We start from the raw sequence: 15,894 nt of genomic DNA on the forward strand, positions 1-15,894 counted from the left end.
TATTGTTTTTATCTCTTTGCCTGTTTTAGTGATAAATAAAGTTCCCGAAGCTTACGCACGACTTTCAGCAGTAGAATATCCTCGTGTTGGCGAAAAAGTATTAGAATGGGATGGCTTCTTATATACCTTTGAAGCGAATAATAGTTGGACAGGTGTTCCTGCAACAGATGCAATAATCGCTCAAACTATCGAGGACAATATTGATGATAGTGCACTAGATCCTTGTCCTAAAGAAGTTATGCAGCAACTCAAAAACACCACAAACGCAGATATAGTTAACGTGCTAAAGAAATTGGGAGCAAGCAGCATATATACTGTGAATATGGTCATGGAGCCAGCAGCTACTTATGCAGAGACTCAACGAATTTCTAAATACAATTATGAAATTAGGGTTGACCGTGATCAGTACACAAATGGTACAAAGCTATTTAAAGCGACAGCATTAATACACGAAGTAATACATGCTTATTTTCTTAGCATTGTAGATGATTACAATTACACTCCAAGCACTGCATTACCCAATTTTCCTGAATTGTTTGAGGCTTACGTACTTAAAACAAACCCAGATAGTAATAATAAGCAAGATGCGCAACATAAAGTAATGGCAGATAAATATGTTGCTGCTATGGCATCTGCTTTACAAGAATATGACGCAAACTACACCATACCACATCAAGTATATGAAGATCTAGCTTGGGGAGGATTAAGTGAAACTCCAATATTTGCTAAAACGTATCCGCCCGGAAGTTTCGAAAGTATCAGAATTAAAAATAGATATGCTGCAGAATCAGTAGGATTTTCAGTAGGATCAGGAACCCCTCAAGCACAAACACCAATTGGAAAGCCCTGTAACTAAATTTTAAGAAAATGAAAATATATTATTTTTACTCAAGTTTTATTTTACTCTTTTTTTCTCCTCTTTCACAGTCATTATTTGCACAGTCGCAAAAAGAAAAAAATAGGGCTCTCAACGATTATTTTGAAACAATTTATAAAGATACAACTGAAGTTATATTTGTTGCAAGAGAAAAAATCAATTCAAATGAAACTTTGAAAATATTTGGGTTAAACGATATAATGATTATTGATGCTGCTGGAAATGGTAAAGGAGATGATACTCTGTACGATAAGAAAGACTTCGAAATAATGAAGGCCAAATATAAAAATAAATGTTTGCAGGGTAAAAGGATTTGGTGCAAAGATGACTTTTGGAAAAAAGATAACTTTAGGTTTGAAAAAGTTGTTTTAGAAAGTATGAATACTGATAAAGGGATCGAACTTATGGTTAAGAAATATAATAGAGGTGATATTGAAGTATATGGATTTTCCGAACCTATTTATTATAAAAACAACAAATATGTTGTTTTTACAGTACATAAATTGCTAATAGGAGCGGCGAAGACAATTATTGTGATAATGAAAAAAATAAAATGCAAATGGATTATCACCCACCAAGGGTCGAACCCTAATATTATAAACTAAAAAAATATGATTTAAGAACAACTGAAAAATTATAAACTCTATCAGGTAGGGGTATCAAACAGTGCAATTTCTATATACGGATTGTCCTCCTCCATGTAGCGGTGGTGGTGAATTATATAGAAACGCATCAGTGCTATGCGATAATACTACAGGCGGCGGCGGCGGTGGAAGCGGAGGTGGACCAGGAATAAATGAAGCGCCTGTTTTTCCAAATTTTGCGTCGGCTGATAATGTGTTCGATTTTACAGATAGAGATGGTGTATTTACACGATATAAATTTAATGCAACAACAAATAATTGGGATATTGTTTTTATCTCTTTGCCTGTTTTAGTGATAAATAAAGTTCCCGAAGCTTACGCACGACTTTCAGCAGTAGAATATCCTCGTGTTGGCGAAAAAGTATTAGAATGGGATGGCTTATTATATACCTTTGAAGCGAATAATAGTTGGACAGGTGTTCCTGCAACAGATGCAATAATCGCTCAAGCTATCGAAGACAATATTGATGATAGCAAACTTGATCCATGCCCAAAGGGAATTATGGATCATTTAAAAAACACTACAAATAATGATATTGCAGCTATTTTGAATAAACTTGATGCAGGCAGTGTTTATACTGTGGATATGGAAATGGGTGCTATAACGCGATATGCTCAGACTCAGAAAATTTCTAAAAACAACTATTTAATTACTGTTTCGAATGACAGTTATACTAATAGTACTCAATTATTTAGAGCTGCGGTTATGATACATGAAATAATTCATGCCTATTATCATAGTGTAGTTGACGATAATAATTCTCCAACTACAAATCCATTGAATAATTATTCTGCATTGTATCAAGCCTATGAACAAAAAAAATACCCTGGAGGTGTTACGGTAGCTCAACATGACCAAATGGCCAACGATTATATTGATTCAATGGCAATGGCTCTACAAGAATATTATTATAATAGCAATCCTCTGACCTATCCTTTTCCATCGTATGAGATATTTACTGATCTGGCATGGGGAACTTTGCAGGAATCTTCAATATTTCATGAGAAATTCAAAGATGGGGATCCAGCAAAAGAAAGAATAATTAATAGATATGCATGCGAAGCAATTGGGGGTACCGTTGAATCAGGAACGTCTAAACAACAAACAGCAATAGGTAAACCGTGTAATTAAAATTTAAATTATGAAAAATATAATATTATACATAGCACTACTTATTACAGTTTCTAATTACTCGCAAACTAAAAGTTATTATAAAAAAGATGATAAAGAAAAACTTGAAGCTATCAACGATTATTTTGAAACAATTGTAAAAGATAATAATAAAGAAGTATTCATTGCCCAAGAAAAACTCAATTCTAACCTAACATTAGAAATATTTGAACAAAACTTCATTCAATCCATTGATTTAAATGGAAATATAGCAGCTGAAAATCATTTATTTAACGAAAAAGACTGGAAAAAGTTTAAAAGACAAAATCAAGATTTACCTATTCAGGGAGAGAAAATTTGGGATACTAATAAATATTGGGGCAAAAATGATTTTAGATACAGTAAAACCATTTTTGAAAGTATGAACACCAGAAGAGGTTTTGAATCAATAATGGAAAGATATAAAAAATACGATATCTGCATATTTAGCTTTTCTGAACCGATGTACTATCAAAATAAGAAATATTTAGTTTTTACAAATTTAAAATTATGCATATCAGGCGGAAATACTTTTGTTGTAGTGATGAAAAAAATGAAAGGTAAATGGATCAGAACTCACGAAGCTTTTAACCCAAATATGACATATTAGCAATATCAACATTACAAGGCACTCAACTATTCAACGATAAATATCCTAACGATTATAATGCTCCTAATTATGAAGAAAGAAAAAGAATAGCACACACTCGCATTGCAGAAGATAACAACACAACATTTGGTATACAGGTACCACAAGGAAAACCATGTAATTAAATTATCGATATGAAAAATTATATTTATTTGTCGTTTTGTTTACTTTTTATTTCCTGTTCTTCTTCAAGAAATATTGAATTACAAGTTGTAAACGATTTTATTGATGAAGAATTTTTAGGACAGGGTGCTACTAAAATATTAATAAAAGAGTCTACTACAAGACGAATACCCCTAGAATACTATGAGAAGGCCTTTTTGGATAAAGACAATCCTGAAGACGTAACAAAAGTAAGAATAGAACCTGTGGGTAAACGTCCCTTCAACTGGCCCATAGATTCTGCTGAAATAAAATCATTAAAAGACAAAAATATAAACGATACTATTCCCTACAAATGGAGCAAAAAAGATATCAGAAGCAAATCAATAAAGATTCTTGACAAAAAAGAAATGAGGCCATACTTCATTATTTTACATAAAGGAACAGAGCACCTTGCTGCAATAATAGAACTTTCAAAACCGTTAGTGACCTCAAATGGTAAGTTTGCACTTATAAACTACAGTTATTTTCCTTTCAGTCTACGAGAGGGTATGAATACTGTAATTTTAATGGAAAACACAAGCGGCAAGTGGAAAAAAATAGGAATGTATAGAGTAGCTACTTATTGATCTTATCCTGTTTAGTAAGAGCTTTTTGCAAGTTATGATTAATAGAGATTACTATAATTTTAGTATCAGTCAGTAATTAGATTTCTTTTGAAACATAGTTTGATCTAGATTTTGCGTACCACAAAGACGCTAGTTTGTACCAATGACTACATTTGCAATATTTCAATAATAGATTCCCTAAAGGTAGCTTAGAAAGAGAGCGAATTGAAAATACTCGTTACTCAGAAGATCTTAATATCCCTAAAGGGGATGCTACTCCAAAAGGAAGTCCATGTAACTAAAATTATAAATACTATGAAGATTACAATAAGTTTAATTAGCAGCATACTATTAATATCTTGCTCTACATCCAAAATAGAAAAAAACATAGTAAATGATTTTTTAAAGAATCAGCTTATTAAATCACCTTATATTAAAGTTGTAGTGAAGGAACCTTTACAAACATTGTTATCATTAGAGTATTATGAAAAAGCGTATCAAGATAGAAATATTCGCTTGGGTGACATGATAAGAATCCGACCAGAGTCCAATCCTCCTTTTATTTGGCCTATTGACTCCTCAGGAATAATAAAATTAAAAGAAAAATATAAAAAAGATACGATAAGTCCATGGTGGCATAAAAATGATTTTCAGGGGTCGAAATTAAAATTAGCAAATGGAAAAGCTATTAGAGACTTTAAAAGCCGTCTTTCGTTAAGGTATTTTGGAGATGAAGGTATTACTTTTTCAAAGCCCATAATCACGGCAGATAAGGAATTTGCACTTTTATTTTTTAAAACATTTACTTTAGGTAAGTATTCTACTCATCCAATGCAAAAAGCCATATTAATGGAAAATAAAGAGGGAAGTTGGAGAATAAAAGAAATTTACGATGACCCTAATGTTATTAATTAATTTGAGTTCTTTATGTTTTTAGTGTGAAGCTTTACTATTTTTAATTTCAACAACAAAATTTGTAGGGGAAGATGGTTTGATCTCGGCTTATTACCGAAAGGAAAGGGACACCATATCAAGGGTATACGTCTTTAGGAACGCCTTGTAAAATTAGTGAATATGAAACACATAAAAAAAGTAGTACTGTTAATCCCGTTTTTCATCTTGTCTTGCAACAGCAGTAAATATCTCGCTAGTTACGAGCCTATAAATGTGTTTTTAGAAACACAAAAACATAGCAAAAAAAGCCGCAAAACATAATTTTGCGGCATTTTTTTTTGCTTGAATAATTTATTTCAAATGCTCTAACATATCTTTAGTCATGCTTTCCAAATCAAATTCATGTTTCCAGTTCCAGTCTTTTCTGGCTTCAGCATCATCGATACTCGCGGGCCAGCTGTCCGCTATTTTTTGACGGAAATCTGGCTCATAAGTGATAGTAAATTCAGGAATATGTTTTTTGATTTCGGCAGCAATTTCAGTTGGGGTAAAACTCATTGCGGCTAGATTATAAGCTGAACGAATTTTTATTTGTTCGGCTGGTGCTTGCATAATTTGGATCGTTGCGGCAATGGCATCATCCATATACATCATTGGCATTTTGGTTTCGGAGGATAAGAAGCATTCGTATTTCCCGTCACTTAAGGCCTTGTGATAAATATCTACCGCATAATCGGTCGTTCCGCCACCAGGAGGCGACGACCAACTGATTAATCCCGGATAACGTACGCTGCGAACATCTACGCCAAATATATTATGGTAATATTCGCACCATCTTTCGCCGGCTTGTTTACTGATTCCGTAAACCGTTGAAGGTTCCATGATGGTATATTGCGGGGTATTTTCTTTCGGAGTTGTAGGACCAAAAACAGCAATACTCGAAGGCCAGAATATTTTTTTTATTTTTTTGGCTTTCGCCAAATTCAAAACGTGAAACAACGAATTCATGTTCAAATCCCAAGCAAAAGCTGGGTTTTTCTCGGCTGTTGCCGATAATAATGCAGCCATTAGATAAATCTCATCAATTTGATGAACTTCGACAAGATGCTCAATTTGATTAAAATCTAAAGCGTTTACTACTTCAAAAGGACCAGAATTAACCACATCGGTATTCAGCTTTCGAATATCGGAAGCAATTACATTATCGGTTCCATATATTTTTCTTAATTTATGGGTAAGCTCCGTTCCAATTTGTCCGCAAGCGCCTATAATCAATATTTTAGTACTCATTTTGTCTGTTTTAGAAATTCAAAGATAACGTTTTCGTAAATAGCATAATTTTGAATAAAAATATCATAGAATTCTTAAAATTATATTGATAATAATGACAAAATTATTAATTTTTATTATTTATAGCATAAAAATATCATCTGAAATAGTAGATTGTTATTTGAAAAGCGCAAATGCACTTTAAATTAATTTAGAGCTTTTTTGAGAGATAAAAATCTCCAACACGTTTGGTAAGTTATTCCCAATTCTGTAATTCGTTATTATAAATTTACTTTGTAACTTTGTCCTTTAATGTATTCACTTATGAAATATAAATTATCATGCTTCTTTTTTCTGATTGTCATTTTGTCTGCGTGTAAAAATGACAATCAAAAACGATTAGCGGAAAATGAAAAACAGGCTAAAAAAAACGAACTCATTTTTTCAAACATCAACAAAGGCTGGGTTTTTTACGACACGCCTATTAATTCAACTTCTGAGGCTACGGTAGCCAGCTGGAACGAATTGCGATTATTTTTTGAGGAATTAGCCGTTAAACCTAAAAAGACAATCGGAGCATTTCAAAAAAAATCAAAAGCATTATCTAAAAAAGTGATGGCTTTAAATGAGAACATTCCTTCCCAATTTAATAAACCTCAGATAAAAAGCAGGGTTTCCACTTTAATCACCAAGGTTAGATTGTTGGATTTGTTCCTTAATCTGGATAAGATTCCGGATCAAAAAGTAATTGTTTTAGTTTCAGAAATCAATGCGGAGCTAGTTTCCCTGCAAAGACAAATGGACAAAATTGTAGAAAAAAGTAAAATTCCTGTCGAAGAAGGGGAATCTGAATTAATGAAAATGATGGATACTGCCAGAGCAATTCCGAATACACCAACCGATCCAAATCTACCACGCGTTGAGTAAAAAAGTTTTATATAACACCTACGATGATTCTCCAAAAACGCAACAGATTGTTGCTCGTTTGCAAGAGAATAATCAAGTAAAAATGCATCTTGATGGATTATTGGGATCGGCAATTTCTTTTGTCATTCGTTCTATTTTCAAGAAAGCGGAACTTCCTTTTTTAATTGTTTTTAATGATAAAGAAGAAGCCGCTTACTATTTGAACGATTTGGAACAAATGATCGGTGACCAGGATGTTTTGTTTTATCCGGGTTCCTACCGTCGTCCGTATCAAATTGAAGAAACGGACAATGCCAATGTTTTGCTTCGTGCCGAAGTGTTAAACCGAATCAATTCCCGCAAAAAACCGGCAGTAATTTTCACCTATCCCGAAGCATTATTTGAGAAAGTGGTAACGCGAAAGGAATTGGACAAAAATACATTGAAAGTTGCTGTTGGCGACAAAATTTCGATCGATTTCATCAACGAAGTTTTGTTTGAATACGAATTCAAAAGAGTAGATTTCATTACGGAACCTGGAGAATTTTCCGTTCGTGGAGGAATTGTCGATGTGTTTTCGTTTTCGAATGATAATCCGTACCGTATTGAGTTTTTTGGAGATGAAGTGGAGAGTATTCGTAGTTTTGATGTAGCAACCCAATTGTCGATTTTGCAACAAAAGAAAATTACGATAATTCCAAATGTTGAAAATAAATTTTTTCAGGAAAATAGAGAAAGCTTCTTGGATTATATCTCTGAGAAAACGGTCATTTTTATTCAAAACACCGAATATCTTTTATCACAATTAGACAAACAATTTGGCAAAGCAGAAGAAGCTTTTGAAAAATTATCGCAGGAAATAAAACGTTCGACACCGGAACAATTGTTCTTAAACCAAGCCGCTTTTATTAAAAGAGCCTTGGATTTTTCGATTGTTGAATTGAGTTCAAAACCTATTTTTAGAACCACCAAAAAATTCGAATACCATATTCAGCCGCAACCGTCGTTCAACAAGCAATTTGATTTGTTGTTGAATAATCTGAATGAAAGTCATTTCAATGGTTACAAAAATTATTTATTTTGTTCCAATGAAGCTCAGGCCAAAAGATTTCATGATATTTTCGAAACCTTAGATGAGGCTAATTCCGAGAATATCAGGAAACAATACAACACGATAGTTTTGCCTTTGTACCAGGGGTTTATAGACGAGGAAAACCAGATCACTTGTTACACTGATCATCAAATTTTTGAACGCTACCATAAATTTAATATTAAAAGTGGCTATTCGAAAAAGCAAAACATCACTTTAAAAGAACTCACGACATTATCCGTTGGGGATTATGTTACGCATATCGATCATGGAATCGGGAGATTTGGTGGATTGCAAAAAATACAAGTCGAAAACAAAACGCAAGAAGCAATTAAGCTGGTCTATGCTGATAATGATATTGTTTATGTGAGCATTCACTCGCTGCATAAAATTTCGAAATACAACGGAAAAGACGGAACGCCACCCAAAATTTACAAATTGGGTTCGAATGCCTGGAAGATTTTAAAACAAAAAACCAAGGCGCGTGTCAAACATATTGCGTTCAACTTGATTCAATTGTACGCCAAAAGAAGACTGGAAAAAGGATTCCAGTTTGCGCCCGACAGTTATTTGCAAAACGAACTGGAAAGTTCTTTTATTTACGAAGATACACCAGATCAAACCAAATCGACGGCAGAAGTTAAAGCTGACATGGAAAGTGATCGACCGATGGATCGTTTGGTTTGTGGAGATGTAGGTTTTGGTAAAACCGAAGTTGCCATTCGTGCGGCTTTCAAAGCGGTAGACAACAGCAAACAGGTTGCGATATTGGTTCCTACAACCATTTTGGCGTATCAACATTATAGAACTTTTACAGAACGATTGAAGGATATGCCGGTTTCTGTGGGGTATTTAAACCGTTTTAGAACCGCCAAGCAAAAAGCAGAAACCTTAAAATTATTGGCCGAAGGAAAACTCGATATTGTCATTGGAACGCATCAATTGGTCAATAAAAATGTGGTTTTCAAAGATCTGGGATTGTTGATTGTGGATGAAGAACAGAAATTCGGAGTTAATGTAAAAGACAAGCTCAAAACCATTGCGGCGAATGTGGATACACTGACTTTGACAGCAACGCCAATTCCGAGAACTTTACAGTTTTCATTGATGGCAGCACGCGATTTATCCGTAATAACCACACCTCCGCCCAATAGATATCCTATTGAGACGAATGTGGTTGGTTTTAGTGAAGAATTGATTCGTGACGCGATTTCGTATGAAATTCAGCGTAACGGTCAGGTTTTCTTTATCAATAATCGCATAGAAAACATCAAGGAAGTTGCCGGAATGATTCAGCGTTTGGTCCCAAATGCCAGAGTAGGAATTGGTCACGGCCAGATGGAAGGCAGGAAATTAGAGGAATTGATGTTGGCTTTCATGAATGGAGAATTTGATGTTTTGGTGGCAACTACCATTATTGAAAGCGGTTTAGACGTTCCGAATGCGAATACGATTTTCATCAATAATGCCAATAACTTTGGATTATCTGATTTGCACCAAATGCGCGGTCGCGTAGGACGTAGCAATAAGAAAGCATTCTGTTATTTTATTTGTCCGCCGTATTCAGCCATGACGGATGATGCCAGAAAACGAATTCAGGCTTTAGAACAGTTCAGCGAATTGGGAAGCGGATTTAATATTGCGATGAAAGATTTAGAGATTCGTGGTGCCGGAGATTTATTGGGAGGCGAACAAAGCGGTTTCATCAACGAAATTGGTTTTGACACGTACCAAAAAATCATGAACGAGGCCCTCGATGAACTGAAAGAAAACGAATTCAAAGAGTTGTATCCAACTGAAAACAACATTGAAACCAAAGAATACGTCAAAGACTTGCAAATCGATACCGATTTTGAGTTGTTATTTTCAGATGAGTATATCAATAATGTTTCGGAGCGATTAAGTTTGTACAATGAATTAGGCGGTGTAAAAAATGAAGAAGAACTTATTGTTTTCCAAAATAAACTAATTGACCGTTTTGGTCCTTTGCCTCCACGAGCCAAAGCATTAATGAACAGTATTCGTATCAAATGGATTGCCACTCGCCTTGGAATAGAAAAATTAGTGATGAAAAAGGGCAAGATGATTGGCTATTTTGTATCGGATCAACAATCCGATTTTTACCAATCGAATCGTTTTCAACAGGTAATAAAATTTGTGCAAACGCACAATTCTATTTGTAAAATGAAAGAAAAACAAACCCCAGCTGGTTTAAGACTTTTGTTAACTTTTGACAATGTGAAAAATACCAGAACAGCTTTGGAATTTATGGAGATGTTGGGGAAATAAGAGGTTACTAATGCTTCCAGCCTTCTAAAGGCTGGAAGCTTTCCATTGCTTAATCCATAATCAAATCTTGAATTTCTTCTAAATTTTGATTCTTTAATCAAAAATATTCAGAATCATTTTATGTTTTAATTATTGAAAATGAAATAGTTAGTTAAATTTTAGGTTTTGTTTTTTTAACACCATCAAAAAAGATAACTTTGTTATACTAAAATTTTAAGTTATGAATTTAGCCACCAGAAAATATAATTTTATTCAAGAGTTGACTACAATTGACGAAAGTTTATTGGAAAAACTTGAAATTATTTTAAGAACCAGTAAAAAAGATTGGTTCACTGATTTAAATTCAGAAGAAAAACAGGAAATTGAAATCGGTTTAAAGCAAGCAGAAAATGACGAATTTATAAGTCATGAAACTGTAATGAATAGATTTTCTAAATGGCGTTAAAGATCAAATGGACGCCGCAAGCCGATAACGGTTTGGCAATTGTTATTAAATATTTAGAAGCAGAATGGACTTTTAGAGAAATTTTGCAATTGGAAGAAAATATCAACCAAGTTACCAATCAGATTAGTCTTTTCCCTGACTTATATCCAAAATCTGAAACCTATAAAAATCTTCATAAAGCAATAGTAGATAAAAATAACTACTTGGTCTACCGAGTAAATTATAAAAAATCAAGAATTGAAATAATTAATTTTAGAGGAACTAAACAAAAACCGAAACATTAGAAAAATAAAAAAGCTTTCAGTCTTAAAAAAGGCTTGAAGCTTTAAAATATATAAAAAGAAGAATTAATTCTTCAAATCCTTAATTACTTTAAAAGCAACATCAACTTGTTCTTCGCTCACTAAAATAGTGAACTCATTTGAAGTCGAAATCACTTCATTAATGATAATTCCTTCCCAAGCCAATCGCTGGAAAATAAAATAGTAAATGCCCGGAACAACTATATTCTCTTTTGGTAATTTTACGGTGATTGAAGCTAGATTGTCTAGTTTTTGAATTAACTTCTCAGTTGCAAAGTGTTTGTCAACCAAATGGGTTACACTATTGCTCACCACAATATTAGTTTCGTTAACCCCTCGTGATGAGGTATAAAAAATATCTGGAAAAGAATTAATATCAGTAATTAAATCAGCTTGTTTGTTCAAAACGGTGTCTGACGCAGCAAAAGTATAATCCGTCAAAGCCGAACGAACGGTGATTTCCCCGATATTTTTGATGACTTTATTGATCTTATGATTTAACCTGAAATCTAGTTCTTCTGTTAGTCTTTTTAATGCCATGACAACCGCACCTTGTTTAACTTCTTTTCCAAATTCACTTTCTAATTCGGTCATTATGTTTCTGGATAATGAAGTCAGATTGATAATTCCAAGCGATAAAGCATTAAGCAGGAAGGGCTTAGTTTTGATGTAGTTTTCGACAATTGAAGAAACAGTTTTCATAGATGTACAGGTTTAGTTTTTTTGTAAAATAGTTGTAGTTAGTAAATAGTTGTGTGTAATAACCGTGCAAATATAATTAAAAAACAATTTGTTACAAATATAACATTAAAAAAATAACATTAAAAATGATAAAAAGCATCTATAAGGTGCTCAATTACAAAAGATTTGCCTTCTTTATGGATAGCTATGATGTCAAAACGGACTTCAATGTCTAAATCTAGTTCGTTTACATAAGCGTCGACTGCTTTTACCAGAAGTTGAATTTTTTTGGGTTTTACAAAATCTTGTGGCAAACCAAATTCGAGGGACGAACGGGTTTTTACTTCAACAACGGCCAGTGTATTTTCTTTCTTGGCAAGGATGTCGATTTCCGCTTTTTGGAAAGTCCAGTTGGTTTCCAGTATGGCGTAACCGTTTTTCTTCAGATATTCAACCGCTAATTCTTCTCCAAGATTTCCAAGTTCGTTGTGTTCAGCCATGAGGATAGTGTTCAGTTTTCAGTCTCAGTCTCAGTTTTCAGTTATCAAACTTCTGCAATCAGAAAAAGTGTTCAGTCACAGTGTTCAGTTTGAATATACTTGCGATTAAAAATAGTGTTTTCTATTCCGGTTGTAAACTTCTGCAATCAAAAATCGTTACCCGAGCCTGCAAGAGCGAACAGGCGTAGCAATCCTCAATCTGCAATAAATAATAGTGTTCAGTATTTAGTGGCAGTATTCAGTTAAAAAAAACTTCTGCAATCAAAAAGCCTTTTAATTTTATGGCGCTGAAAAAATAACAGTACTCAAATTAGCATTAACATCAATCGTTACTTTGCTGCCTAAAACTAGAGCTCGGTTGTCTTGAATATGACCTGCGGGGAAATTATATAAGACAGGAATGTTGTATTTTTTTGTGACATCATCTATAATTTCAATGGCATTTTTCCCCCATGGAATATCGTTGTCTTTCATTTTTGTCATAGAGCCCACCACAATTCCCTTTATGCTTTCCAAACAGCCATTGCGTTTCAAGTTCATCATCATACGGTCAATATGGTATAAATATTCATCTAAATCTTCGATGAATAAAATTTTATCGGTGCAATCAATAGCAGACTCAGAGCCAAATAAACTGTATAAAATAGATAAATTGCCACCGACTAATTCGCCAGACGCTTTTCCTAATTTATTCATGGGAAATGGACTGACTTTATAGGTTAGCTTTTCTCCAAACATTGCAATCCGTAATGATTCAATCGCTTCTTTAGATGCTTTGGGAACACTTATTGGCATTATTCCATGAATGGATTTAAAGCCTAATGTATTCAAATGATTGTGCAAAACGGTAACATCGCTAAAACCTATAATCCATTTTGGATTTTGTTTAAATTTGGTAAAATCCAATAAATCAATCATCCGTACCGTGCCATATCCGCCTTTGACACACCAAATAGCTTTAATGCTCGGATTGTCTAGTTGTTGCTGAAAATCAGCTGCGCGTTGTGCATCAGTGCCGGCTAATTGATTGTCATCTAAACCAATTGTACTTCCTATAACCACTTCAAGACCCCAGCTGTGCAATAAATCTATTGCAGGTTTCAGATTGTCATCTATGTTTTTTCTGGCTGTTGCCAAAATGGCTATTGTATCTCCTTTTTGTAAAATAGGTGGTGTGATCATTGGTGTATTGGCTTGACAGTTGAAGGATTGTAAAATAAAAATAAGAAACAGGAATTTATATAAAACAAAATGGCGTATTATAAAAGTAAATCGGGTCACATGCATTTTTGTTTATTTTTTATAAATATATCAAATTCTAAGAAACAGAAGTCTATTAAAGACTAAAACAAAGATAAGTAATTAGAAAATAATTTAGACTTCCATCTTAAAATGAAGTATTTTTACAAATAACCAACCTAAAAACGGTTAATGTATAATTTCAATAGTACAATTAGAAAAATATGAGAATAACCTCTTTGATTCTTCTGTTAATTTTATTTTTCTCCAATGCAACCTCCAATGCACAGCAGAAAAAATATGTGATACATACCGTGGCATTTTATAATTTTGAAAATTTATTCGACACCATAAATGACCCAATTACTAATGATGAAGAATGGACACCTAATGGGATGCAACGCTGGACATCCAAAAAGTACCGTCATAAACTTGAAAACCTATCAAGGGTGTTAGCTGAAATTGGTTCATCTGAAAATCCCGATTCCCCAACATTTATAGGCGGTTCCGAAATAGAAAACAGAGGCGTTCTGGAGGATTTAATCAAACAACCCAAATTGATTAACAAAGACTACGGAATTATACATTTTGATTCGCCTGACAAAAGAGGAATTGACGTTGCTCTATTATATCAAAAGAAGCAGTTTCAGCCCACAAGTTTTTCTAATATTCCTTTATATGTTTATAGGAATGACACAAAGTCAAAGGAAATCGCAAAAATAGAATCGGACGAAAAAACAGACGATGTTTTACAAATAAGCACTCAAAATCATCGAATTTACACTAGAGATCAGCTTCTGGTAACTGGTTTTCTGGATGGAGAAGAAATTAATATCATTGTTAATCACTGGCCTTCCCGTTCCGGCGGGGAGAAAAAAACCAGCCCTTTTAGAGAAGTAGCGGGAGCATTAAACAGGAAGATTATCGATTCCCTTCAAAGAATTAATCCAAATGCAAAAGTGATAACGCTTGGCGATCTGAACGATGGTCCCTATAATAGGAGTGTAAAAATAGCGCTTGGCGCAAAAGCCAAAAAGGCGGATGTACTTCCGCTTGGCATATACAATCCATTTGAAGAAATGGCTAGGAATGGAATGGGGACAATTGCTTTTCGGGACGCTTGGGATATTTTCGACCAAATTATGGTTTCAGAATCCTTATTAAAATCGGACAAATCTTCTTTTTCTTATTGGAAAGCGGGCATTTACAATAAACCATTTTTAATCCAAACCAGCGGACAATACAAAGGATATCCGTTGCGACATTCACCCACTGAAATTGGATTCAGTGACCATTTTCCGGTCTATATTTATTTAATCAAAGAAAAAAAATGATCCTGTAGAGATGCACTGTAGAGATGCACTGTAGAGATGCACTGCAGTGCATCTCTACCTATTTTTTTATAACTTTACAATTAAAATTAAAAAACATGGCAATAGCAAAACCTTTCAACCTCAATAAATGGATAGAGGAGAACCGTCATCATCTTAAACCACCGGTAGGAAACAAAAGTTTATATACAGAATCCGACGATTATATCGTGATGATCGTTGCAGGTCCTAACGCCCGAAAAGATTATCATTATAACGAAACCGAGGAATTGTTTTACCAACTCGAAGGTTCTATAAAAGTATTTGTACAGGATGAAGGGCAGCGAAAAGAAATGGAACTTCATGCCGGTGATATGTACCTTCATCCGGGCAAAGTGCCGCATTCTCCGGTTCGTTCCGAAGGTTCAATAGGGTTAGTGATCGAGAGAAAGCGTGTCGGAAAAGGCCACAAGGATGGTTTAATGTGGTTTTGCGATAATTGCAACCATAAATTATATGAAGTCTATTTTGAACTTGATAATATTGAAAATGATTTCCTGCCTCATTTTGAACATTTTTACAATTCAGAAAAATTGAGAACTTGTGAAAATTGCGGTACCATCATGGAAGCCGATCCAAAATTTGTAACCCAAAAATAATTTAATGCTGAATTTATTTCAGTATCAGGAGCTATTCCCGCTTTCCGTTGCAAGTCCTCATCCCGTTGGCAACATTTTTAAATAGCTGCAAGAGCTTCCGTTGGTCGCTTTGCCGCTATACAAAATGTAAGCCATCGAGACTCCGGGCTTTCCACTTCTATCGGGGCTCATATCTTTGACATAGGTTAAAATAATATGAAAATGTATCTTTGAAATATAACAATTAATAAACAAAACGAAATGGCCAAATTCTATCGGGGCGAAATACATCCTTAGATGA

At 34.1% G+C, this 15,894-nt stretch carries 16 protein-coding genes and 1 pseudogene; 12 read left to right on the plus strand and 5 right to left on the minus strand.

Features of this window, described 5'->3' with window-relative positions:
• The 6 genes and pseudogenes from ACFX5E_RS15990 to ACFX5E_RS16015 all read left to right on the plus strand — a co-directional run.
• Positions 1-856, plus strand: a pseudogene (locus tag ACFX5E_RS15990) (hypothetical protein); the annotation flags it as partial.
• An 11-nt stretch (positions 857-867) separates the two neighbouring features.
• Entirely contained in the window at positions 868-1,482 is a 615-nt protein-coding gene (locus ACFX5E_RS15995; protein WP_379856166.1) for a hypothetical protein, read from the plus strand.
• 61 nt (positions 1,483-1,543) lie between these two features.
• Entirely contained in the window at positions 1,544-2,653 is a 1,110-nt protein-coding gene (locus tag ACFX5E_RS16000; RefSeq protein ID WP_379856167.1) for a hypothetical protein, read from the plus strand.
• Positions 2,654-2,663: 10 nt separating this feature from the next.
• Positions 2,664-3,281 (plus strand): hypothetical protein, encoded by a 618-nt coding sequence (locus tag ACFX5E_RS16005; protein ID WP_379856168.1) that lies wholly within the window; start codon positions 2,664-2,666, stop codon positions 3,279-3,281.
• Positions 3,282-3,454: 173 nt separating this feature from the next.
• Positions 3,455-4,051, plus strand: coding sequence for a hypothetical protein (locus tag ACFX5E_RS16010; protein ID WP_379856169.1), 597 nt, complete (start codon positions 3,455-3,457; stop codon positions 4,049-4,051).
• Between the two features lie 294 nt (positions 4,052-4,345).
• A complete protein-coding gene (locus ACFX5E_RS16015) occupies positions 4,346-4,945 on the plus strand; it encodes a hypothetical protein (RefSeq protein ID WP_379856170.1) in 600 nt (199 codons plus the stop codon).
• A gap of 330 nt (positions 4,946-5,275) precedes the next feature.
• On the opposite strand, the gene ACFX5E_RS16020 is transcribed toward ACFX5E_RS16015, so the two are convergent.
• The gene (locus ACFX5E_RS16020) at positions 5,276-6,214 is read right to left on the minus strand and encodes an L-threonine 3-dehydrogenase (protein ID WP_379856171.1); all 939 of its coding nucleotides are present in this window, start codon (positions 6,212-6,214) and stop codon (positions 5,276-5,278) included.
• A gap of 303 nt (positions 6,215-6,517) precedes the next feature.
• Between ACFX5E_RS16020 and ACFX5E_RS16025 the strand changes: the two genes are divergently transcribed.
• The 4 genes from ACFX5E_RS16025 to ACFX5E_RS16040 all read left to right on the plus strand — a co-directional run bounded on the left by ACFX5E_RS16025 (position 6,518) and on the right by ACFX5E_RS16040 (position 11,207).
• Positions 6,518-7,120, plus strand: a complete 603-nt coding sequence (locus ACFX5E_RS16025) for a hypothetical protein (protein ID WP_379856172.1) — start codon at positions 6,518-6,520, stop codon at positions 7,118-7,120.
• Positions 7,113-10,478 carry a transcription-repair coupling factor gene (gene mfd, locus ACFX5E_RS16030; RefSeq protein WP_379856173.1) on the plus strand — a complete coding sequence of 1,122 codons (3,366 nt, stop codon included), beginning with the start codon at positions 7,113-7,115 and terminating at the stop codon, positions 10,476-10,478. Before ACFX5E_RS16025 ends, mfd begins: the two co-directional genes overlap by 8 nt.
• 220 nt (positions 10,479-10,698) lie before the next feature.
• On the plus strand, positions 10,699-10,923 hold the full coding sequence (locus tag ACFX5E_RS16035; RefSeq protein WP_379856174.1) for a hypothetical protein: 225 nt from the start codon (positions 10,699-10,701) through the stop codon (positions 10,921-10,923).
• Positions 10,914-11,207, plus strand: a complete 294-nt coding sequence (locus ACFX5E_RS16040) for a type II toxin-antitoxin system RelE/ParE family toxin (protein ID WP_379856175.1) — start codon at positions 10,914-10,916, stop codon at positions 11,205-11,207. The genes ACFX5E_RS16035 and ACFX5E_RS16040 overlap by 10 nt, the downstream gene beginning before the upstream one ends.
• Before the next feature lie 63 nt (positions 11,208-11,270).
• Here the strand turns inward: ACFX5E_RS16040 and ACFX5E_RS16045 are convergent, their stop codons facing one another.
• The 3 genes from ACFX5E_RS16045 to ACFX5E_RS16055 all read right to left on the minus strand — a co-directional run bounded on the left by ACFX5E_RS16045 (position 11,271) and on the right by ACFX5E_RS16055 (position 13,588).
• Positions 11,271-11,927 (minus strand): aspartate kinase, encoded by a 657-nt coding sequence (locus ACFX5E_RS16045; RefSeq protein WP_379856176.1) that lies wholly within the window; start codon positions 11,925-11,927, stop codon positions 11,271-11,273.
• A gap of 119 nt (positions 11,928-12,046) precedes the next feature.
• Positions 12,047-12,406 carry a YraN family protein gene (locus ACFX5E_RS16050; protein WP_379856177.1) on the minus strand — a complete coding sequence of 120 codons (360 nt, stop codon included), beginning with the start codon at positions 12,404-12,406 and terminating at the stop codon, positions 12,047-12,049.
• A 279-nt stretch (positions 12,407-12,685) separates the two neighbouring features.
• Positions 12,686-13,588 (minus strand): S66 peptidase family protein, encoded by a 903-nt coding sequence (locus ACFX5E_RS16055; protein WP_379856181.1) that lies wholly within the window; start codon positions 13,586-13,588, stop codon positions 12,686-12,688.
• A 281-nt stretch (positions 13,589-13,869) separates the two neighbouring features.
• Between ACFX5E_RS16055 and ACFX5E_RS16060 the strand changes: the two genes are divergently transcribed.
• Both ACFX5E_RS16060 and ACFX5E_RS16065 read left to right on the plus strand, forming a co-directional pair.
• Positions 13,870-14,979, plus strand: coding sequence for an endonuclease/exonuclease/phosphatase family protein (locus ACFX5E_RS16060; RefSeq protein WP_379856178.1), 1,110 nt, complete (start codon positions 13,870-13,872; stop codon positions 14,977-14,979).
• A gap of 95 nt (positions 14,980-15,074) precedes the next feature.
• The gene (locus tag ACFX5E_RS16065) at positions 15,075-15,614 is read left to right on the plus strand and encodes a 3-hydroxyanthranilate 3,4-dioxygenase (protein ID WP_379856179.1); all 540 of its coding nucleotides are present in this window, start codon (positions 15,075-15,077) and stop codon (positions 15,612-15,614) included.
• A gap of 57 nt (positions 15,615-15,671) precedes the next feature.
• Here the strand turns inward: ACFX5E_RS16065 and ACFX5E_RS16070 are convergent.
• A partial coding sequence (locus ACFX5E_RS16070) for a hypothetical protein (RefSeq protein ID WP_379856180.1) occupies positions 15,672-15,894 on the minus strand: 223 nt, incomplete at its 5' end.

This window comes from Flavobacterium xylosi (genome assembly GCF_042787345.1).
Classification (GTDB): Bacteria; Bacteroidota; Bacteroidia; order Flavobacteriales; family Flavobacteriaceae; genus Flavobacterium; species Flavobacterium xylosi.